This is a genomic window from Martelella sp. NC20 (assembly GCF_013459645.1).
In the GTDB taxonomy this organism is placed as follows: domain Bacteria; phylum Pseudomonadota; class Alphaproteobacteria; order Rhizobiales; family Rhizobiaceae; genus Martelella.
Genome location: NZ_CP054861.1, coordinates 3,524,669 through 3,544,647, shown reverse-complemented (window position 1 = coordinate 3,544,647; position 19,979 = coordinate 3,524,669). Strand labels below are relative to the sequence as shown.

14 protein-coding genes and 1 tRNA gene are annotated in these 19,979 nt (G+C 61.8%); 10 read left to right on the top strand and 5 right to left on the bottom strand.

Features of this window, described 5'->3' with window-relative positions; translation table 11 throughout:
• Window positions 1-539: 539 nt before the first annotated feature.
• Window positions 540-626, top strand: a tRNA-Leu gene (locus HQ843_RS16850).
• 288 nt (window positions 627-914) lie between these two features.
• Here the strand turns inward: HQ843_RS16850 and HQ843_RS16845 are convergent.
• A complete protein-coding gene (locus HQ843_RS16845; protein WP_180897234.1) occupies window positions 915-2,009 on the bottom strand; it encodes a porin in 1,095 nt (364 codons plus the stop codon).
• A 429-nt stretch (window positions 2,010-2,438) separates the two neighbouring features.
• Window positions 2,439-5,912 (bottom strand): DNA polymerase III subunit alpha, encoded by a 3,474-nt coding sequence (dnaE, locus tag HQ843_RS16840; protein ID WP_180897235.1) that lies wholly within the window; start codon window positions 5,910-5,912, stop codon window positions 2,439-2,441.
• A gap of 500 nt (window positions 5,913-6,412) precedes the next feature.
• Between dnaE and HQ843_RS16835 the strand changes: the two genes are divergently transcribed.
• From HQ843_RS16835 to HQ843_RS16795, 9 genes are all read left to right on the top strand, one after another.
• The gene (locus HQ843_RS16835) at window positions 6,413-7,504 is read left to right on the top strand and encodes a GntR family transcriptional regulator (RefSeq protein WP_180897236.1); all 1,092 of its coding nucleotides are present in this window, start codon (window positions 6,413-6,415) and stop codon (window positions 7,502-7,504) included.
• Between the two features lie 78 nt (window positions 7,505-7,582).
• Window positions 7,583-8,848, top strand: coding sequence for a Gfo/Idh/MocA family protein (locus HQ843_RS16830; RefSeq protein WP_180897237.1), 1,266 nt, complete (start codon window positions 7,583-7,585; stop codon window positions 8,846-8,848).
• A complete protein-coding gene (locus HQ843_RS16825; protein ID WP_180897238.1) occupies window positions 8,845-10,404 on the top strand; it encodes a hypothetical protein in 1,560 nt (519 codons plus the stop codon). The genes HQ843_RS16830 and HQ843_RS16825 overlap by 4 nt, the downstream gene beginning before the upstream one ends.
• 183 nt (window positions 10,405-10,587) lie before the next feature.
• Window positions 10,588-11,856: an ABC transporter substrate-binding protein gene (locus tag HQ843_RS16820; RefSeq protein ID WP_180897239.1), complete on the top strand. Its 1,269-nt coding sequence runs from the start codon at window positions 10,588-10,590 to the stop codon at window positions 11,854-11,856.
• Between the two features lie 69 nt (window positions 11,857-11,925).
• Window positions 11,926-12,870: a carbohydrate ABC transporter permease gene (locus HQ843_RS16815; RefSeq protein ID WP_180897240.1), complete on the top strand. Its 945-nt coding sequence runs from the start codon at window positions 11,926-11,928 to the stop codon at window positions 12,868-12,870.
• The gene (locus HQ843_RS16810) at window positions 12,867-13,700 is read left to right on the top strand and encodes a carbohydrate ABC transporter permease (RefSeq protein WP_180897241.1); all 834 of its coding nucleotides are present in this window, start codon (window positions 12,867-12,869) and stop codon (window positions 13,698-13,700) included. Before HQ843_RS16815 ends, HQ843_RS16810 begins: the two co-directional genes overlap by 4 nt.
• Window positions 13,701-13,704: 4 nt before the next feature.
• On the top strand, window positions 13,705-14,706 hold the full coding sequence (locus tag HQ843_RS16805; RefSeq protein ID WP_180897242.1) for an ABC transporter ATP-binding protein: 1,002 nt from the start codon (window positions 13,705-13,707) through the stop codon (window positions 14,704-14,706).
• A 9-nt stretch (window positions 14,707-14,715) separates the two neighbouring features.
• On the top strand, window positions 14,716-15,690 hold the full coding sequence (locus HQ843_RS16800) for a carbohydrate kinase family protein (RefSeq protein ID WP_180897243.1): 975 nt from the start codon (window positions 14,716-14,718) through the stop codon (window positions 15,688-15,690).
• Window positions 15,669-17,069: a sulfatase family protein gene (locus HQ843_RS16795; protein ID WP_180897244.1), complete on the top strand. Its 1,401-nt coding sequence runs from the start codon at window positions 15,669-15,671 to the stop codon at window positions 17,067-17,069. The genes HQ843_RS16800 and HQ843_RS16795 overlap by 22 nt, the downstream gene beginning before the upstream one ends.
• A 72-nt stretch (window positions 17,070-17,141) precedes the next feature.
• Here the strand turns inward: HQ843_RS16795 and gmk are convergent, their stop codons facing one another.
• The 3 genes from gmk to mltG form a co-directional block, all read right to left on the bottom strand.
• Window positions 17,142-17,780: a guanylate kinase gene (gmk, locus tag HQ843_RS16790; RefSeq protein ID WP_180897245.1), complete on the bottom strand. Its 639-nt coding sequence runs from the start codon at window positions 17,778-17,780 to the stop codon at window positions 17,142-17,144.
• 2 nt (window positions 17,781-17,782) lie between these two features.
• On the bottom strand, window positions 17,783-18,670 hold the full coding sequence (locus HQ843_RS16785; protein ID WP_180897246.1) for a YicC/YloC family endoribonuclease: 888 nt from the start codon (window positions 18,668-18,670) through the stop codon (window positions 17,783-17,785).
• 84 nt (window positions 18,671-18,754) lie between these two features.
• Window positions 18,755-19,888, bottom strand: coding sequence for an endolytic transglycosylase MltG (gene mltG, locus HQ843_RS16780; protein WP_180897247.1), 1,134 nt, complete (start codon window positions 19,886-19,888; stop codon window positions 18,755-18,757).
• Between the last annotated feature and the right edge of the window lie 91 nt (window positions 19,889-19,979).

Sequence of the window (19,979 nt, the reverse complement as noted above, 5' to 3'; positions counted from 1 at the left end):
CAAAGATCTTCTCGGATAAAACCGCGATCACACGTCCGGTGGACTGATGCGCGCTCTGTCCCCTTTCACATGCCCCGTGTTTGTGGCGGGAAATAGACGCCCATGCCGAGATCGTTTGTACGAGAGAACTGAAACGATTGCTGTGACACAAGAGCCACAGTCAGCGGATTCGTTAGGAAGCGTTAATGTGTTGCGAACAGATCCCCGTCGTACTGGACGACGGCCGTCTGCCAGGTAGTTTCTGCAAGCCACGTCTCAGCAGGACCGCCAGACGAAGGCTTTGGCCACGCTCCTTTCGGCAGAAGATCGCCCCCTCGCCCGCTGCCGCCGCGCGATGCAACCGCTCCGATCACGGCCGGTCTATTGCGGAAGTTGTTTCATCATACTAAACAACGCAGGCCGCTTCGACGACATCGGGAAGCGGATGCAAGTATGCGGCTGAACTTTGCCGGAGCGTCTGCGGAAAGGGTTGACATCACTTTTCCGATCCCGCGCTTCTGCAGAGGACAAGCCAAGCCGAGCTTCGGAGAAAACTTGCTGCGGGCGTGGCGAAACTGGTAGACGCAAGGGACTTAAAATCCCTCGACCGATCGGTCATGCGGGTTCGACCCCCGCCGCCCGCACCATTTTTCACAGACAAATCGCGAGACTCCCGGCCAAGGGCGCGACAGAACCTCGATCCTGTCACGATCCGCCGGAAGCCCACACAGCAAACCCCATGTTGCACGCGCGGAGCGCGCACATCAGCCCCTCGGAGTGGATAAGCGAAACCGGCCTTTCCGACCGGCAGAGCGGCTATCGCGCCGTTCGAACCATTTTTCAGCAGACAAGAAGACCGAGCCGCAAGGTCGGACGTGTCAAACGAAAAAGCCCGACCAAAAGGCCGGGCTCTTCCTGATACAAAAGACGTCTTCTTAGAAGTCGCGCTGCAGACGGAACCAACCGCCCCAGGTATCATCGTTAAAGTAGGAGTCCGGAAGGACAGCATAGTCGAAGTTAACCTTGGCCGACAGTCCCTCTACGATCTCGTAGTCGAACAGAGCGCCGTAGGTGTAGAAGCTCTTGTTGCTTTCGCCAGGAATGACCACCGAAGACCACTGAACAGCGGGGGTGATGGTCAGTTTATCGGTTACGTCAAGAGCGTAACCTGCAGCAAGCTGCCACTCAGCGTAAACATCGGACGAAACAGACGGAGCGAAGGGATAGTCCTCGAAATCGTCATAGGTGTTGGCATATGCGTTCCAGCCGGACGCCCAGCTAGCACCGATGTCCAACGAGCCCGGGCCAACGGCCACAGTCGTCATTGCACGCAGAGCGCCTTCCTCGTTGTAGGTGTCGTAACCGCCATCGAGTTTCATGCCGAGGCCGCCGGCCTGGAAGCCAATGCGGCCGGATACGCCAAGACGTGCGAGATCGGGATCGCCGGTGTAACCAACCTGGCTGGCGGTCAGGGCGTCAAGCGAAAGACCTGCTACAAAGCCGTCACCGGTGAAAACATAACGCACCGAGTTGAATTTGGTCTGACCCGTAAGATCGTCGATTTCGCCAACGAGACCTTCATCCCAATAGCTCTGGAAATAACCGGCCTGGAAGCCGCCGAGAGCAAGGTAGGTCTGGTCAAGACCGAAGGTCGTGGCCGCACCGCCGGCGCTGTTGGCGGTTGCGTTCATCTTGATAACGCCGGTCAGAACGCCGAGTTCGGTGTCCGTCTTGCTGGAGATGTCAAGCTGAGCCTTGGTAAATACATTCCATGTACCAGGCTGGGGATTGGAACCTACCCAGTTCGGGCTGGTCTTGCTGTAACCCTGAACCTGAAAACGGACGTAACCGCCGATGTCGAGGCAGGTTTCGGTGCCCGGGATGTAGAAATAGCCGGCGCCAAAGGCATCGCAGACTTCTACATAGTTAGCTGTTACGGGTTCGATGACCACAACCGGATCGGCCGCGTGTGCACCGGATGCTGCTGCGACTGCTGCAGCGGAGCCGAGGAGAAGGCTCTTCACGTTCATAATGACCTCCAAAAGGTTTTAAAGCGGAATGAGATTTTCGCCTGAGCGATCCCTGCCCCATTCCGGGTTTCAAGAAGATTGGGCCGTCTCGCCCTCGCTTCTGAATGTGAACATACAAGACCGCCGCCCGATCGCAATCATCAATCGTCCGCATTCCCCCCACCGGCTCTTCCTTACCAGCTTGCTGTTGCTGATCGGCAACAAGTTGGGCAGACCGAAGCCTCAAATCTTTACAAAAGGTAAAGAAAACAAGCTTCAAAAGCAGGATTCCGCCCAATCTCATCGCACTGAATAGGAAGAAAACAGTGCACACATTGCCACTTAACCGGGAAAATACGTGGGTCAGCGGAGGAAATGAAACGCCACAAGGACCGCGATCGTCGTAAAACCGAATCGGAACGACGGCCGGTCACGCCGCTGAACAATGGGCTATACGAGTTCGACGTCGACCACGCCCGATACCGCCCGCATAGCGGATGCCACTTCCGGGGAGAGCCTGTATTTCCCGGGAAGTTCCACCTCCACCTCACGCAGCCCTTCGTTCTGGATGACAACGAAGGAGACAATCCCGTCGCCATTGCTGTTCAGATGCCGGGCCAGCGACGACAACGGCGAATCATCCCGTAGGAAGACCCGCATCGCGCTTTGCTGACGGACCGCCTCTTCCTCCAGCGACTGGGCCGTCTGTATCCGCATGCCGATGCCCTCGGGGCGGATGTCGGCCGCCACGGTGATGACAACGGAGGTCCCCGGCTCAAGGAGGTCGCGGTACTGATAAAGCATCTCGGAAAACAACACCGCTTCGAACTGGCCGGTCGCGTCCGAAAGCGTGATGATCCCCATCCGGTTTCCCGTCCGGGTCTTGCGCTCTTGCTTGGCCACAACCGTACCCGCCAGGCGTCCGCGGCCGGCGCCATTCTTCACGGAAAGCGAGAAATCAGCAAAGCTCTGGACCCGCATGCGCGACAGAATATCGGCATAGGCATCAAGCGGATGCGCGGTCTGATAAAAGCCCAGCATCTGGAATTCCCGCATCAGGCGCTCTGAATCCGGCATCGGCGTATAATCCGGCAATGCGATCTGAGGGAGATCCCCGGCGCTGCCAAAAATATCCGTCTGCCCGCTCGTCTTGTCGTCCTGGCTGCGTTGCGCAAGGCCGATGATGCGATCGAGGCCGGCAAGAAGCGCCGCCCGGTCCTTGCCGAAGCAATCAAAGGCGCCGGCGCAGATCAGGCTCTCGAGCACCCTGCGGTTGACGAGTTTCGGATCGATCCGCCGCGCGAAATCCTCCAGGCTGTCGAACGCATCATCTCCTCTTACCGCAACGATGTGTTCGACCGCCGCCTCGCCAACCCCCTTGATTGCCGCGAGTGCATAGAAGATCTGCCCTTCGCCGGGCTCGAAATGTCTGAAGCTCGTTTGCACCGAAGGCGCCACGACCTCGATACCGAGGCGCTGCGCATCATGGCGGAAATCGTTCAGCTTCTCGGTATTGGCCATGTCGAGGGTCATCGAGGCCGCCAGGAACTCGACCGGGTAGTGGGCTTTCAGGAAGGCGGTATGGTAGGAAACGATCGCATAGGCTGCGGCATGCGACTTGTTGAAACCGTAATTGGCGAACTTCGCCAGCAGATCGAAAATTTCATTGGCCCGCTGTTTCTTGACGCCGTTCTCCACCGCGCCATCGACAAAACGAACCCTCTGCTCGTCCATCTGCGCCTTGATCTTCTTGCCCATGGCGCGCCGCAGCAGGTCCGCTTCGCCAAGCGAATAGCCGGCCAGCACCTGGGCCACCTGCATGACCTGCTCCTGATAGATGATCACGCCCTGGGTCTCGGCAAGCAGCGGGTCGATCAGGGGATGGATCGACTCGATCTCCTCTTCGTTATGCTTGCGGGCATTATAGACCGGGATATTTTCCATCGGTCCCGGACGATAGAGCGCCACGAGCGCGATCAGGTCCTCGATGCGGTCGGGCCGCATGCCGATAAGCGCCTTGCGCATGCCGGCGCTTTCCACCTGGAACACGCCGACCGTCTCGCCGCGCGCCAGCATTTCGTAGGACTCCGTGTCATCAAGAGGCACGAGCGAGAGATCGACCGCCACCCCACGGCGGGCGATGAAATCGACGGCGGTTTTCAGCACCGTCAATGTCTTCAGTCCCAGAAAGTCGAACTTTACAAGCCCGGCCTGCTCAACCCATTTCATATTGAATTGCGTGACCGGCATGTCGGAGCGCGGATCGCGATACATCGGCACGAGCTGCGACAGCGAGCGGTCACCAATGACGATGCCGGCCGCATGGGTCGAGGCGTGGCGATAAAGCCCCTCGATCTTCTGGGCGATCGCAAGAAGCCGACCGACGATCGGCTCCTCCTCGGCTGCCTCCTGAAACTTGGGCTCGTCCTCGATCGCCTTGGCGAGCGTCACGGGGTTGGCGGGATTATTGGGAACCAGCTTGCAGATGCGGTCGACCTGGCCATAGGGCATCTCAAGCACACGGCCGACATCGCGCAGCGCCGCGCGGGCCTGCAAAGATCCGAAAGTGATGATCTGGGCGACCTGCGCGCGACCGTATTTCTCCTGCACGTAGCGGATCACTTCCTCGCGCCTGTCCTGGCAGAAATCGATATCGAAGTCCGGCATCGAGACACGCTCGGGGTTGAGGAAGCGCTCGAACAGCAGCGAGAAACGCAGCGGGTCCACATCCGTGATCGTCAGCGCGTAGGCGACCAACGACCCCGCGCCGGAGCCGCGCCCTGGCCCCACCGGGATATCGCGCTCCTTTGACCATTTGATAAAGTCCGCAACGATCAGGAAGTAGCCCGGAAACTTCATGCCTTCGATGACGCCCAGCTCATAGTCGAGGCGTTCGAAATAGTCCTCGCGGGTGTGCCCCGGGCTCAACCCCACATGGGCGATCCTCGCCTCCAGCCCTTCCCGCGCTTGGCGACGAAGCTCCGCAGCCTCCGCACGCTCCGCCTCTTCGGGATCGTCCGACGCACCGGTGAAGCGCGGCAGGATGGGCATCCGGGTATCCAGCACGAAGCTGCATCGGCGCGCGATTTCCACGGTGTTCTCGATCGCTTCGGGCAGGTCGGCAAACAGCGCCGCCATTTCGTCCTGGGATTTCAGGTAGTGATCCGGCGTCAGCCTGAAACGGCGATCGTCGGAGACGATGGCATTGTGCGCCACCGCCATCAGCGCATCATGCGCCTCGAAATCCTCGCGGGCCGGGAAGAACGCCTCGTTGGTCGCCACCAGCGGAAGATCGAGCTCGTAGGCAAGAGCGATGACCCGACGCTCGTGCTGGACATCGAAATTCCCCTGCCGCTGCACCTCTACATAGAGACGGTCACCGAAGGTGGATTTCAGGAATGCCAGCCGCTCGGCGGCCTTCGCCTCAAAGCCGGAAATCACGGCCTCGTCAACCGGCCCGGTCCGCCCGCCGGTGAGCGCGACCAGCCCGTCCGAATGCGCACTGAGCCATGACTTCGTTATATATATGCCGTCATGCCCTTCGCCGCCGAGATAGGCTTCGCTGACAAGATGCATGAGATTGGCGTAGCCGGTCGGATTGGCCGCGAGCAGAACGATCGAAGGTTTTTTCGGCGGCAGATGAGCGCCGCTGCGGCGCTCCCCTTCGCCGCTGTCTTCCATGTCGATCGATAGCTGGCAGCCGATAATGGGCTGGAGCCCCTCCCCCACGGCCTTCTGGGAAAACTCCAGCGCGCAAAAGAGATTGTTGGTATCCGTCACCGCGATTGCGGGCTGCCTGTCGGCCACGGCGAGCTTCATCACCGTTTTCAGCGGCAGGGCGCCCTCAAGCAGCGAATAGGCCGAATGAACGCGCAGATGCACGAAACGAACAACCTGCTCCCTGCTTTCGTCACCGGCCTGCATCTCGAGTTCACTCCTTCATCACCGCCAAATCAAACGCGCCGAGCGATTTTGGCAGGCGAATACATCCGGTGCAATCGCTCGTCACGCAATGCACAGAAACCTATAGCGAACTCACGATCAACGCCATGCTCGCCAGGAACAGGCTGACTGAGAAGAAAGCCGCTATGTCACGCAGAATATCGGTCATGATTGCCTCCGTTTTGCTTATATACCCCTTATGTTCTTTTTTTGTTCCAATTGCAAGTCCTTTTGTTTCTGTCGAAGGCCGTCCGGACTTGGCACAAGCGCTCCAATCCGACCAAATGATTGAAACTGCGACTTATATTCGCCTCCGCCAATCCGGAATAACCGGCGAAACGGCTGGCAAGCGCACCGGATTTCCGGCCACAATAGTCTGCCGGGTCGTTTTTTTGGCGTGTCGGCGCCGTCAGACAGCGGCGCAAGCCGAGCTGGAAAACCTGCGGCTTGCATTGGGTATATATTATACTCATAATACCCGGATGCAGAACAAAACCAAACAGGTCGTCGCCGCGATTGGCCGCTGGGCGGAAGACAGGATCGGCAAGGCATCGCCGGGCGAACGGCTTCCGACCGTTCGCCATCTGATGCGCGAATTCGGAACGGCACAGCGCACCGTGGAGGCGGCGCTGAAGCCGTTTCTCGAAGACGGTCGCCTGATAGCCCGCCCCGGCGCGGGCATCGTCGTGGCCGGCAGGGCCGAGGAAGGCGCGCCGGACTTCTATGCCGCCGACCTTCTGATTCTCTACCGCAATTCCGACAGCCGGCTTGCGCGCGTGACGCTTCAGGAAGTCGCGGCGCGGCTGAAATCCGCCGGCTTCTCGGTTCTGCAGCTCGGATTTTCGAGCGACGCCCAGGCTATCGACGTCCTGGAACGGATCGGCAGGTTCCGCGCCTGCCTCATCCAGGTGAATTTCGAAATCCTGACCGTCGCGTTTCTGGCCGCGCTCCGCAGGCAGGCCGACCATATCGTCATCGACGGCGTTTCGGCGACTGGCATCGATGTCGATGCAATCGGCACCAACTGGCGCGAGGCGCTGTCGATCGCCTTCCGCACGTTCCGGGAAAACGGCCATGAGAAGATCGCGTTCCTGACCTCGGCCCATCATGCCCGCCAGATCGCCATGGCGCGCCGTGAATTCGACCTGCTCGGCAGCTTCCTGCCCGACCCCACACAGCGCTTCCTGATCGAGCTGAACGCGCTGCCCGGCAGCTACCAGATCGACGACATCGCGGCAGCGATCGGGCGGCATGCCGATGCCGACGGGCGGCTTCCGTTTACGGGCCTGATCGCCTGGGGCGTCGTCGAAGGCTTCGTTCTGGAGCGGGCGCTCGCCGAACTCGGCCTTGAGGCGGGAAGAGACCTCAGCGTCGTCATGCTCGGCAGCACGGATTTTCAATCCGAGCATCTCGGCCGGTTCGACGTTGTCGGCAACAGCCACGACGAAAAACTTGTCGTTTTCGAACGCATCATCCGGGAGCGGATCGCCGACAGACCGGGCGAACCGCAAACCTATTACCTGCCGATAACGTATGTGCGCCACGGATCGGTGATCGATCTCCGGAGTGATTGAATACATTCAATATTGTATCCATATATATACTCAAATAGCATCCAATGCCGATAACAAAAACAAGTTCAGAGGCGTTGAATGCTCCACGAGCCGGTCCAGCAAAAAACCACGGGCGTCGCAATCATCGGCGCGGGCGAGCGCGGCATCTATTATGTCGGCTCGCGCATGGCCGAAATCGCAGCCGAGACCGGCTTTCGCATCATCGGCGTGTTCGACCGGCTTGAAGACCGCGCCGGCTATGCCGCCGACCACCTGAACGCGCTTTACGGCAAGGCGGGCGTCCGCCATGCCGTGCGCGTCTTCGACAGCCTCGCGGCCGCCATCGAAGATCCCGCCGTCGATCTCGTGATCGTCACCACCCATACCAATGCCCACAGGGCGCCGGTGGAAGCGGCAATCGCGGCCGGCAAACGCGTCTATCTCGACAAGCCGATCTCGGTGACGCTGGATGACGCTGAAGTCATTCAGACGGCGGAAAAAGCATCCGGGCAGCCGGTGCTGATGGCCTTCACCCGGCGTTATGAGAAGCCCTGGGTCGAGACGGTCAATCTTGCCCATTCGGGCCGCATCGGCGATCCGCAGATGATCCTGCTGCGCTCGGTCATTCCCTACACCCGCTATCTGCAGCTCTGGCACCGCAAGCAGGCGCTGTCGGGCGGCGCGCTCAACGACAAGTGCTCGCATCATTTCGACGTGCTGAACTGGGTGGCGCGCGCCAGACCGGTTTCCGTCACCGCCATCGGTGGCCGCAGCAATGTGTTCCCGCCCGATCCGAACGCGCCGGAACGCTGTTCGGCCTGCGACCGCGACTGTCCCTATCGCCGCCACGAGACGCTGGTCGACCGCTTCGAGGGCGCCGCCGCCGCCGCCAATCCGAGCTGGGGCGAGGCGGCGCTCCCCGAAGACCGCAACGACACCTGCGTCTACCGGCCGGGCGCCGACATCGACGACCACGCCATCGTCACCATCCGCTATGAAAACGGCGTTTCGGCCTGTCTGTTCTTCGCCATTTTCGGGCCCTGGGCCGAGGATCAGGAAACGCTCGAAATCGTCGGATCATCCGGCCGTATCCGGATGGAGCGCCACTCGGGCGAGATCGATATCGTCGAGGATTACGGCCGCAAGCACGGCACGCTGGGCTTTACCAGCCCGGACCGCGCCTCGACCCATTTCGGGGCCGATCTCGAGCTCGTGCGCACGCTGCGCCGCTTCATGGACGGGGAAAACCCGCCGGTCGGCATCGCGGACGGGCTCGCTTCGCTCAGGATCGTGCTGGCGGCGCAGAAATCGATGAAGAACGGCGGCATGCCCGTCGATCCGGAAACCCAGGAGTTTGCGAAATGACGCGCAGATTCCCCGAACGCCTCACACCGCTCGCCAACCGGCTCGGCCTTCAGCCGCTTTTCGGCGACATCCACAATCATTGCGCGCTCTCCTACGGCCATGGCCGGCTGGAGGATGCGCTGGCGCGGGCCGCGCTTCAGCTCGATTTCGTCTCGATCACCGGTCATGCCGCCTGGCCCGATATGCCGGTCGACGTGCCGGAAGTGGCCCATATCGTCGATTTCCACGTCAAGGGTTTCGCCAAGCTCAAGGCCAACTGGAAGGATCATTTCGAGGCGCTGAACGCCTTTGAAGCGCCCGGTCGCCTCGCCGTATTCCCCGGCTACGAGATTCATTCCTCCGAGCATGGCGATTACACCATCGTCTATGGCGACCTCGATGTCGCCGAGCCGGAACTCGCCGACAGCCCGGCAGACCTCAAACGGGCGCTTCGAAACGCGATGGGCGACCGCGCCCTCGCCTTCCCGCACCATATCGGCTACCGCCAGGGCGCGCGCGGCATCAACTGGGAGACGTTCGATCCGGAACTGTCGCCCTTCGTCGAGATGTTCTCGATGCATGGCTGCGCGGAAGAATCTGAATCCGAGCGCTCCTATTTGCATTCCATGGGCCCGGTGAACGGGGCCTCGACGATGCGCGCGGGCCTGAAGCGCGGCGCGGTCTTCGGCGTTGTCGGCAATACCGACCATCATTCCGCATTTCCCGGCTCCTACGGCCATGGCCGCATGGCGGTCTATGGCGAGGGCAACAGCCGGGCAGCGATCTTTGCGGCGATGCGCGCGCGCCGCAGCAATGCGCTCACCGGCGACAACATCCATCTGCTGACGGCAATCGGCGATACCGTCCAGGGCGGCATTACCGCGCCCTCGCCAGAGGCAACGCTGGAGATCGAGGCGGTCGGCGGCGGGTTCATCGACGCTATCAACATTATCCGCAACGGCGAACTGTTCGAGCGGATCTCGCCCGAGCTTCGGCCCGCGCCGATCGACGCCGGGGACGGCGCGACCACCGAAACCATTCTGTTTGTCGAACTCGGCTGGGGTGCCAGAGGCAAGAGCCATGAATGGGCAGGCGAAATCAGCCTCGAAGGCGGCGAGATCACCGGGCTTGAACCCCGGTTTCGCGGCGCGGAGATCGTCTCGCCGCTCGAGGGCGACGACGAGGCGGCGGCATTGCCGACCCTCCGGCTTGCCGATAGCCGCGTCCAGTTTTCCGTCACGGCCGCAGCCAACCCCAACAATGTCACATCGGCGACCCAGGGGTTTGCGATACGGCTGAAGGCCGGCCCCGGGGCCAGGTTGAAGGCGGCGCTTTCGGGCAAGAGGCTCGACATCCCACTCGATCAGCTTTTCGAGGGCGCGGTTTCGGGCAATCTCGGCCCGATCGACAGCCCCGCCTATCGCTTGCACGCCCTGCCCCTGCCCCATCAATGGCAATGGCACGGCAAGGTCGCGCTCGGCGCGTTGACTGAAGGCGAGAACATCTATGTGCGGCTGCGCGAGAAGACCGGGCAGATGGCCTGGACCTCGCCGATTTTCTGCAGAAAGGAGGGGTGACACGAATCAGGCAGGACCGCCGGATCGTGACACCGATCCGGCCTATTCAGGCAATGAAGGCATGGCCGCGAAACGGACGCAAGCCGGATTGCCGAAAGACAGGAAAGCGGCCCAAGGGACCGGCTTTCATACGCGGGAACTTTTTGAAACCGGACCTGACAAAGGCCGGAGGGAGAACAGGCAATGAAGCATTTTGGAAAATTCACGAGTTTGCTGCTCGCTGCAAGCGCCCTGATGTCGGTATCGGTCGGGGCCGTTGAACTCAACATCGTCCACGGCGCGATCGGCAAGGACAACGAGGTTCTGCGCAAGGAGCTCGACCGCTACCAGGAGATGACCGGCGATACGGTCAATATCGTGTCCATGCCGGAATCGACGACCGACCAGTTCGGCCAGTACAAGCTCTGGCTTTCGGCCAAATCGCCGGATATCGACGTCTACCGTATCGACGTCATCGGCGCGCCACAGCTTGCCGACCACTTCGTCGACCTGACGGAGGCGACAGCCGACATTATCGACCAGTTCGTCCCGGCTTCCGTCGAATCGCAGACCGTCGACGGCAAGCTCGTGGCGCTGCCGATGTTCCTCGGCGCGCCGGCGCTCTACTATCGCACGGATCTTCTGGAAAAATACGACCGGCCGGTTCCCGAAACCTGGGAAGAGATGACCGAAACCGCAAAGATCATCATGGATGGCGAGCGGGCCGACGGCAATGGCGACATGTGGGGCTTCGTGTTTCAGGGCGCGCCCTATGAAGGGCTGACCTGTGACGGTCAGGAGTGGATCTACTCCTATGGCGGCGGCCGGATCGTCGAGCTTGACGGCTCGATCGGCGTCAACAACCCCAAGGCCGCCGAAGCGCTGAACATGGCCAAGTCCTGGGTCGGCACGATCGCGCCGCAGGGCGTTCTCAACTACATGGAAGAGGATGCGCGCGGCGTGTTCCAGTCCGGCGATGCCGTGTTCATGCGCAACTGGAACTATGCCTATGCGCTGGCGGACGGGCCGGATTCCCCGGTCAAGGGCAAGTTCGACGTCACCACGCTGCCCGTCGGCGGCGAAGGCGACAGTTCGGCGGCGACGCTCGGCGGCTGGCATCTCGCCGTCTCCAAATATTCGCCCAACCCGGACGAGGCGATCGAACTGGTGAAGTTCCTCAACAACTTCGAAAACCAGAAGGAACGCGCGATCGAGACCTCGCGTCCGCCGACGGTAACGGCCGTCTACGACGATCCGGAAGTGGCCGAGGCGCAGCCCTTCATTCCGCGCTGGAAGCCGGTCGTGCTCAACGCGCTGCCGCGCCCGTCGGCTGCGACCAAGCGCAAGTATAACGAGGTTTCCTCGGAATTCTGGACCGCCGTCCACAACACGCTTGCCGGCGACGGCACCGCCGAGCAGAACCTTGCCAAGCTGGAAGCCAAGCTGAAGCGTCTGCGCGGCAACGGCTGGTAACATAAGGCGGCGCTGCCCGGATGTCGGTGCGGCGCCGCTTTTCTTCGAACGACAGGAAGGGAACGGAACATGGCAGAACCGGTCGAAAAATCGACCCTGTCACATCAGCGCGTCGTGTCGGCATGGGTGTTCCTGGCGCCAATGCTTGCGGTGCTGGCCGTGGTCGCGGTCTATCCGCTGGTCAGAACGATCTATTTCGGCTTTACCGACGCCTCGATCGATTTTCCCGGCCAGGCGCAATGGGTCGGCTTCCGCAACTATCTCGAATATCTCGATTATGGCGACGGGACCGGCGAATTCTACGGGCTGCTCGCCGACCCCGACTGGTGGCGGGCCGTCTGGAACACGCTGCGCTTCACCTTCTTCTCGGTGCTGTTCGAAACCATTTTCGGCATGATCATCGCACTGGTTCTGAATACGCAGTTCCCCGGCCGCTCGCTCGTGCGCGCCGCCGTGCTGATCCCATGGGCGATCCCAACCATCGTCTCGGCCAAGATGTGGGCGTGGATGATGCATGACCAGTTCGGCATTTTGAACGATATCCTGATGAAACTGCACATCATCGCCGAACCGGTGGCCTGGACCGCCAATCCCGATACCGCGCTTCTCGCGGTGCTGATCGTCGATATCTGGAAGACCACGCCGTTCATGGCGCTGCTCATTCTCGCCGGCCTGCAGATGGTGCCGAAGGACATGTACGAGGCGGCGAAGCTCGACGGCATCCATCCGGTGCGGGTGTTCCGCAAGGTCACCCTGCCGCTGATCATGCCGGCCGTGCTGGTGGCGATCGTGTTCCGCGCGCTCGATGCGCTCCGGGTGTTCGACATCGTCTATGTGCTGACGCCCAACAACCCGAATACGGCCACCATGTCGGTGTTCGCGCGCGAAAACCTGTTCGATTTCGATCAGTTCGCCTATGGCTCGGCGGCATCCACCCTGCTGTTCCTGATCATCGCGCTTTTGACGATCGGCTTCATCCGCGCCACCCGCATGAACCTTGGAGGTGAGAGATGACCATTCCCGCTCCCGTCAGGCGCATCGCGTTCTACGCGCTCGTCCTTGTCATCCTCGTCCAGGCGTTGTTTCCCTTCTACTACGCGATCCTGACCTCGCTTGAGAACGGTCAGGCGCTGTTCGAGGTCAATTATCTGCCGAAGGCGGTCACCTTCGACAATTACGAGCACATGCTGAGCGATGGCGTTTTCGGCCACCAGATCTTCAACTCGGTCTTCGTCGCCACCGTGGTCGTCATCTTCTCGCTGTTTCTGGCGGTGACGGCGGCTTTCGCGCTCAGCCGTATCCGGTTCAGGGGGCGCGGGCTGTTGCTGTTCACCATCCTCTCGGTCTCGATGTTTCCGCAGATCGCGGTGCTCTCCGGCCTGTTCGAACTGATCCGCACATTCGGGCTGTTCAATTCCCTCTGGTCGCTGGTGTTCTCCTATATGATCTTCACCCTGCCGTTCACCGTCTGGGTGCTGACCACCTTCATGCGCGACATGCCGATCGAGATCGAGGAAGCCGCGATCATGGACGGCGCCTCCTCCTTCACCATCATCCGGCGCATCTTCCTGCCGCTGATGTGGCCGGCGATGGTGACGACCGGGCTTCTCGCCTTCATCCACGCCTGGAACGAGTTCCTGTTCGCCCTCACCTTCCTGTCCACCGACAGCCAGCGCACCGTGCCGGTGGCGATCGCGATGATTTCGGGCCTTTCGGAATTCGAGGTGCCGTGGGGCAACATCATGGCGGCCTCGGTGATCGTCACCGTTCCGTTGATCGCGCTCGTCCTCGTCTTCCAGCGAAAAATCGTTTCCGGCCTGACCGCCGGCGCCGTGAAAGGATAGTCTCATGGCCTCCATCGAACTCAACAAGATCTGCAAATCCTTCGGCCATGTCGAGGTTCTGAAGGATATCGACCTCAGCCTCGAAAAGGGCGAGTTCGTCGTCTTCGTCGGCCCTTCCGGCTGCGGAAAATCCACGCTTCTGCGCCTGATCGCCGGCCTTGAGGATATTTCCGGCGGTGAGCTGATGATCGACGGCGCGCGCGTCAACAACGTGCTGCCGGCAAAGCGCGGCATCTCGATGGTGTTCCAGTCCTATGCGCTTTATCCGCATATGACGGTCTACGAGAACATGGCCTTCGGCCTCGAACAGGCGAAACTCGACAAGCAGGAGGCCGACAAGCGGATCCGCGAGGCGGCCGAGATGCTGCAGATCACGCCCTATCTCGAACGCAAGCCGCGTCAGCTTTCCGGCGGCCAGCGCCAGCGCGTCGCCATCGGTCGGGCAATCACCCGCCAGCCCCGCATCTTCCTGTTCGACGAGCCGCTTTCCAACCTCGACGCGGCGCTCAGGGTCGATACCCGCATCGAGATCGCCGCGCTCCACAAACGCATGAAAGGCGTCACCATGATCTATGTGACCCATGATCAGGTCGAGGCGATGACGCTTGCCGACCGGATCGTGGTGCTGAATGCCGGGCGGGTGGAACAGGTCGGCACGCCGATGGAGCTCTACATGAAGCCCGCCAGCCGTTTCGTCGCCGAATTCATCGGCTCGCCGCGCATGAACGTGATCGCGGGCGAGATCGCCGAGGCGTTCGGCGCGGCCGCCTGCGGCATCCGCCCGGAACACCTGACGATTTCGCGCGAGGGTGGCCGCTGGCCCGGAAAAGTTATGCTTTCAGAAGAGCTTGGAAGCGATACTTACATTCATGTGGAAACCGAAGATGCCGGCATGCTGAATGTGCGCGCGCCGGGCGCGCAGGACTTTGCCTCGGGCGAACGCGTCTTCGTAACCCCCGACGAGACGGCCCTTCACCGCTTCGACGCAGCCGGTACGGCGATTTAGGAGGCCGGCATGAACAGCAGCTTCAGACCATCCGAACCGCCCCGCCCGATCTGCGTCATCGGCAATGCCAATCTCGACCTCGTCACCGGCAGCATCGACGACTGGCCGGAATGGGGAACCGAGGTTTTTCTCGAAAGGTCCGATTTCCGCATCGGCGGATCGGCGGCCAATACCGCGCTCGTGCTGCAGCGCCTGCGCCATCCCGTTGGCCTCGTCTCGGCGACCGGCAGCGATGCGGCGGCCGCGATGATCACCCATCAGTTCGCCGGTGCGCTCGACCGGATCTCCGCCCGACCCGGCCCGACCTCGATGTCCGTCGGCATATTGCAGACGGGCGGCGAGCGCAGTTTCTTCTCGACCAATGGCCATCTCGACGGACTTGATGCGGCATTCTTTTCGCATGCGCTTGAAGACTGGCCGCTTGAGGGTGCGATCGCGCTCGTTTCAGGCGGATTCGCCCTTCCCGGCCTGATGGCGGAGCATACGGATTTTCTGGAAAGGCTGAGAGCACGCGGCGCGACCATTGCCATCGATCCCGGCTGGCCGGGCGAAGGCTGGAGCGATGCCGCCATCGACAACGCCCGCGCATGGATCGGCCTCGCCGACCATATTCTGTTGAACGACAAGGAAGCGCTCGGGCTTGCCGGCGAGAACGCCGTGCATGCCGCCTGCCGCGCGTTCGCCCCCTATATGCGCCGCGATGCCGCGCTCGTCGTCAAGCGCGGCCCGGAAGGCGCTGCCTGCTACCACACCCGCAATTACCTGGTCGAACATGCCGCGCCCCTTGACGTTATCGACACGGTCGGCGCCGGCGACGCCTTCAATGCCGGCTATCTGAGCGCTGTTGCCGAAGGCGCCTCCGAGCGCGCGGCGTTGCGGCACGGTATCGATGTCGCCACGCGAGTGATCGGCGAGTTTCCCCGCAGCGGCGACGCCATCAGCCCGGAAAGGATCGCCGAGCCATGCGCAATATCCTCCTCCTGATCGCCGACGATCTCGGCCGGATGACCGGTTGCTATGGCGAGCATGCGATTGCGACGCCCAATATCGACCGGCTTGCCGAGACCGGCACGCGCTTCGACATGGCGTTTACCTCGACAGCCTCGTGTTCGGCCAGCCGCTCGGTGATCTATACCGGTCTGCACACCCATGAAACCGGGCAATACGGCCTCAACCACAACCATCACCACTTCATGACCTTCGACCATGTGGAGACCGCGCCCGCACTTCTGAATGTGGCGGGCATGAAGACCGGCATCATCGGCAAGGTCCATGTCGGCCCCGATGCGGTCTATCCCTGGCAGGTGCGCGAGGAAAGCTGGGAACGCGATGTTCGCCACGCGGCGAACCGGGCCTCGGTCTTTTTCGAAAACGCGAAGGCGGAGCAAAAGCCGTTCTTCCTCACCATCGGCTTCATCGATCCGCATCGCGATGAAACCCGCGGCGGGTTTGGCAATGACCGCGACTATCCCGGTGTCGAGGATCGGGTATTCTCTCCGCAAGCCGTCTCCGTGCCGCCCTTCCTCACCGATCTGCCGGAGGTTCGCCAGGAGTTGGCCGAATATTACCGCTCGATCTACCGGCTCGATCAGGGCGTCGGCATGGTTCTCGATGCGCTGGAAAAGGCAGGTCTGGCCGATGACACGCTCGTCGTCTTCCTCTCCGACAACGGCTCGCCCTTCCTCAATTCCAAGACCACGCTTTACGATGCCGGCGTGCGCCTGCCGCTGATCATCCGCAAGCCCGGCGGGAGCAAAGGCGTCGAAAACCCCAATCTGGTGTCCTTCACGGATATCCTGCCGACCTTTCTCGACTGGGCGGGCCATGAAGCCCCGCCCGGTCCACGCAAAGGGCGCTCGCTGCTGCCGATCCTCGAATCCGAAACGCTTGAAGATGACTGGCAGGCGGTGTTCGGCTCGCATACCTTCCACGAGATCACCAATTACTGGCCAACGCGCTTCATGCGAACCACGCGCTACAAATATCACCGCAACGTCGCCTGGCAGCTCGATTTTCCGTTCTCCGGCGACCTCTACGGCTCGCTGACCTGGGAGGGGATCCGCAATCAAAACCCGGCGATGATCGGCAGTCGCTCGGTGAAGAACTATGTCCGCCGCCCGCCCGAGGAACTCTATGACCTTGAGGCCGACCCGCATGAGGTGAAAAACCTCGCCGACAATCCCGCCCACCGCGACCGGCTCGTCGCCATGCGGCGGGCGACCGAGACCTGGCAGCGCGAGACCCGCGATCCCTGGCTCTACCGCGACGGCGTGTCGCTGCGCGCCATCGAGAAGCACCTGGAAAACGGACTTGCCGTGCCCGATCGCTTCGATTTCGACCCGGACAATCCCGGCTCGCGCTAACGCATCTGCGACCTCCGGCCGGACCACCCGCGGAAAGCAGCCACGGCAGAGGGTCCGGACTGCTGACATAGCCTAGCTGCCCAGGAGCCGCGCGACGTGATGCGGGATCACCGTTTCGCATTCACGCCTGGCCCGCTCGGCGCGCAGGATCGAGCGTACAAGGTCGTAGGCGTCGTCCAGGTCGTCGTTGATGACGACATATTCGTAATCGCGCCAGTGTGAAATCTCGCCGGTGGCGTTCTTGAGGCGCACCTCCATCGCCGCCTTGCTGTCTTCCGCTCGCGCCAGCAACCGCGCCCTGAGCGCCTCCATCGACGGCGGCAGCACGAAGATGCCGACGACATCGCCGGGCATCGCCTGCTTCAGTTGCCGGGCGCCCTGCACATCGATATCGAACAGCACGTCGCGGCCGGCGGCAAGCGAACGTTCCACGGCGGCCCTGGGCGTGGCGTAGTAATTGCCATGCACTTCGGCCCATTCCAGAAAGGCCCCCTCATCGCGCTTCCTGATGAAGCTTTCCGGATCCATGAAGAAATAATGCACCCCCTCGCGTTCGCTCGCGCGGATCTGCCGCGTGGTGGCGCTGATCGAAAGATCGATCATCGGGTCCTCGGCCAGAAGCCGCCGCGCGATCGTCGATTTGCCGGCCCCCGAAGGGGCCGCCAGCACCAGCATCACGCCCCGCCGTTTATCCGTTCCGCTCACGTTCATGCTCACTCCAGATTCTGCAATTGTTCGCGAAACTGATCGATCACCGTTTTCAATTCAAGTCCGGCAGCCGTCACCTCCACCGAATTGGACTTGGAACAGATCGTATTGGTTTCGCGATTGAATTCCTGCGCCAGGAAATCGAGCCGGCGCCCGCAGGGCCCGGGCTCGCCGAGCAAGGCCCGCGCGGCCGTCACATGGGCGCGCAGCCGGTCAAGTTCCTCGCGGATGTCGGATTTGGTCGCCAGCAGCACCGCCTCGGCATAAAGCCGGTCGCCCTCAAGCGAGGGGGCTGCTTCCAGCAGACGCTGCACCTGTTCGCAAAGCCGCGCCGCGATCACGGCGGGCTGGCGCGAGCGGTCCGCCTCGATGACGACCGTCAAGGCCTCGATCGCGTCGACCTGCTCGCGCAATACGGCGACGATCTTCTCGCCTTCCTCTGCCCGCATGGCTGCAAGGCGACCGATTGCGAGTTCCAGATCGGACACGATCAGGGCTTCGCGCGATGCCATTGCATCACCCGGCTCGTCCGCCTCGCGCAGTTCGGCAATGCCGCGGACCGCCAGCAGCCCCTCGAGCGACAGGCGCGAATCGTCCAGTCTGGAGGCAAGCCGGTTCTTCAGATCGAGCACGGCCTCAAGCGCGGTCTCGTTGACCACCAGTTCCAGCTTGCTGTCGGCGACACTGACATTGAGCGCGATCTGCACATTGCCGCGCGTCAGCCGGGCGGCCGTGAGCTTTCTGATAGCGCTTTCCAGATGGTCAAAACCCTGCGGCAATCTGAGACGAAGATCGAGCCCCTTGCCGTTGACGGAGCGCAACTCCCATGTCCAGCGGTAGCGGCCCTTCTGGCCCTGGCTGCGGGCAAATCCTGTCATCGATTGCTGCGTCATGATCCCTCGCTGTTGCTCGCGTCGCGGCAGACTACAGGATTAAACACGCAGCCGGAACGCCGCAGACACGCCAGCGCACCGTTTTTAGTTGCCGGAGCGCTCGGCTTCAACCTTGCGCCAGCGCCGGACATTGGCGTTATGCTCATCCAGCGTCTCGGCGAATGCATGGCCGCCGCTGCCGTCGGCAACGAAATACAGGGCGTCGGTCTCGGCCGGATTGGCGACGGCCTCCAGCGCATCGCGTCCGGGATTGGCGATCGGCCCGGGCGGCAGGCCCTTGATACGATAGGTGTTGTAGGGCGTTTCCTTGTCGAGATCGGAGCGGTAGATCGGGCGATCGGACGGCTTGCCCTCGCCGCCGAATATCCCGTAGATCACAGTCGGATCGGACTGAAGCCGCATGCCGCGCTCCAGTCGATTGAGAAAGACAGCCGCCACCAGCGGCCGCTCGTCCGGCACGCCGGTCTCCTTTTCCACGATCGAGGCAAGCGTGAGGAATTCCTCCTTGGTCTCGATCGGCAGATCCTTGTCGCGCTGCAGCCAGATTTCATCGACAAGCGCTTCCTGGCCAGCCCGCATCTGCTCCACGATCCCGGTACGCGGGGTTCCGCGCGCAAACGAAAACGTCTGCGGCATCAGGCTGCCTTCCGGCGGCAGTTCCTCAGGCAGATCGCCCGAAAGATCGGGGTCGGCGGCAAGCTTGTCGAACACCTCGCGAACCGTCAGGCCCTCGGGAAACGAGATGCTGAACAGGATCGATTTTCCGGACTCGAACAGATCGGCGATTTCCTCCATCGAGGCGCCCGCCTCGATCTCGTAGTCGCCGGCCTTCAGCGTCTCGCCGTCGCGCATCCGCGCGGCCGTGACATAGCGGAAAATCCGCGAATCAGAGATGATGCCCTCGCGCTCCAGATCATGCGCGATCGTCGCAAGCCCCGCGCCGCTTCGCACCGTGAACTCCGTGTCGCCGGCAAGCGGTCCCGGGTCGCGGTAGCTCGACATGGCGTAGTAATAGATCGCGATTGCGCCGATGCAGCAGAGCACCAGCAGCGTCATCATGAAATTGAGCAGGATGACGACCGGGCTCCTTGCCTTTTTCGAGCGCGCCCTGGGTTGAGGCACGCGCTCGGGCCTCAGCGCCTGCTTGGCCGATTTCACCGCCGCTGGCCTGCGTTCCGGCGCGGAATTGCGCTCATTATCCTGATCCGAGCCGCTCACCGGACCCCCTTATCGCATGTTCCTCGACGGATTGTCACAAGACAATGGCCGCCTGACCCAAATGAATTGCCGGTTTCGATGTTGTTATCGT

What these genes read in the sequence shown, in the direction of transcription:
- HQ843_RS16845 (WP_180897234.1), bottom strand. Translation starts at nt 2,009, where the DNA reads ATGAACGTGAAGAGCCTTCTCCTCGGCTCCGCTGCAGCAGTCGCAGCA.
- dnaE (WP_180897235.1), bottom strand. Translation starts at nt 5,912, where the DNA reads ATGCAGGCCGGTGACGAAAGCAGGGAGCAGGTTGTTCGTTTCGTGCAT.
- HQ843_RS16835 (WP_180897236.1), top strand. Translation starts at nt 6,413, where the DNA reads ATGCAGAACAAAACCAAACAGGTCGTCGCCGCGATTGGCCGCTGGGCG.
- HQ843_RS16830 (WP_180897237.1), top strand. Translation starts at nt 7,583, where the DNA reads ATGCTCCACGAGCCGGTCCAGCAAAAAACCACGGGCGTCGCAATCATC.
- HQ843_RS16825 (WP_180897238.1), top strand. Translation starts at nt 8,845, where the DNA reads ATGACGCGCAGATTCCCCGAACGCCTCACACCGCTCGCCAACCGGCTC.
- HQ843_RS16820 (WP_180897239.1), top strand. Translation starts at nt 10,588, where the DNA reads ATGAAGCATTTTGGAAAATTCACGAGTTTGCTGCTCGCTGCAAGCGCC.
- HQ843_RS16815 (WP_180897240.1), top strand. Translation starts at nt 11,926, where the DNA reads ATGGCAGAACCGGTCGAAAAATCGACCCTGTCACATCAGCGCGTCGTG.
- HQ843_RS16810 (WP_180897241.1), top strand. Translation starts at nt 12,867, where the DNA reads ATGACCATTCCCGCTCCCGTCAGGCGCATCGCGTTCTACGCGCTCGTC.
- HQ843_RS16805 (WP_180897242.1), top strand. Translation starts at nt 13,705, where the DNA reads ATGGCCTCCATCGAACTCAACAAGATCTGCAAATCCTTCGGCCATGTC.
- HQ843_RS16800 (WP_180897243.1), top strand. Translation starts at nt 14,716, where the DNA reads ATGAACAGCAGCTTCAGACCATCCGAACCGCCCCGCCCGATCTGCGTC.
- HQ843_RS16795 (WP_180897244.1), top strand. Translation starts at nt 15,669, where the DNA reads ATGCGCAATATCCTCCTCCTGATCGCCGACGATCTCGGCCGGATGACC.
- gmk (WP_180897245.1), bottom strand. Translation starts at nt 17,780, where the DNA reads ATGAACGTGAGCGGAACGGATAAACGGCGGGGCGTGATGCTGGTGCTG.
- HQ843_RS16785 (WP_180897246.1), bottom strand. Translation starts at nt 18,670, where the DNA reads ATGACGCAGCAATCGATGACAGGATTTGCCCGCAGCCAGGGCCAGAAG.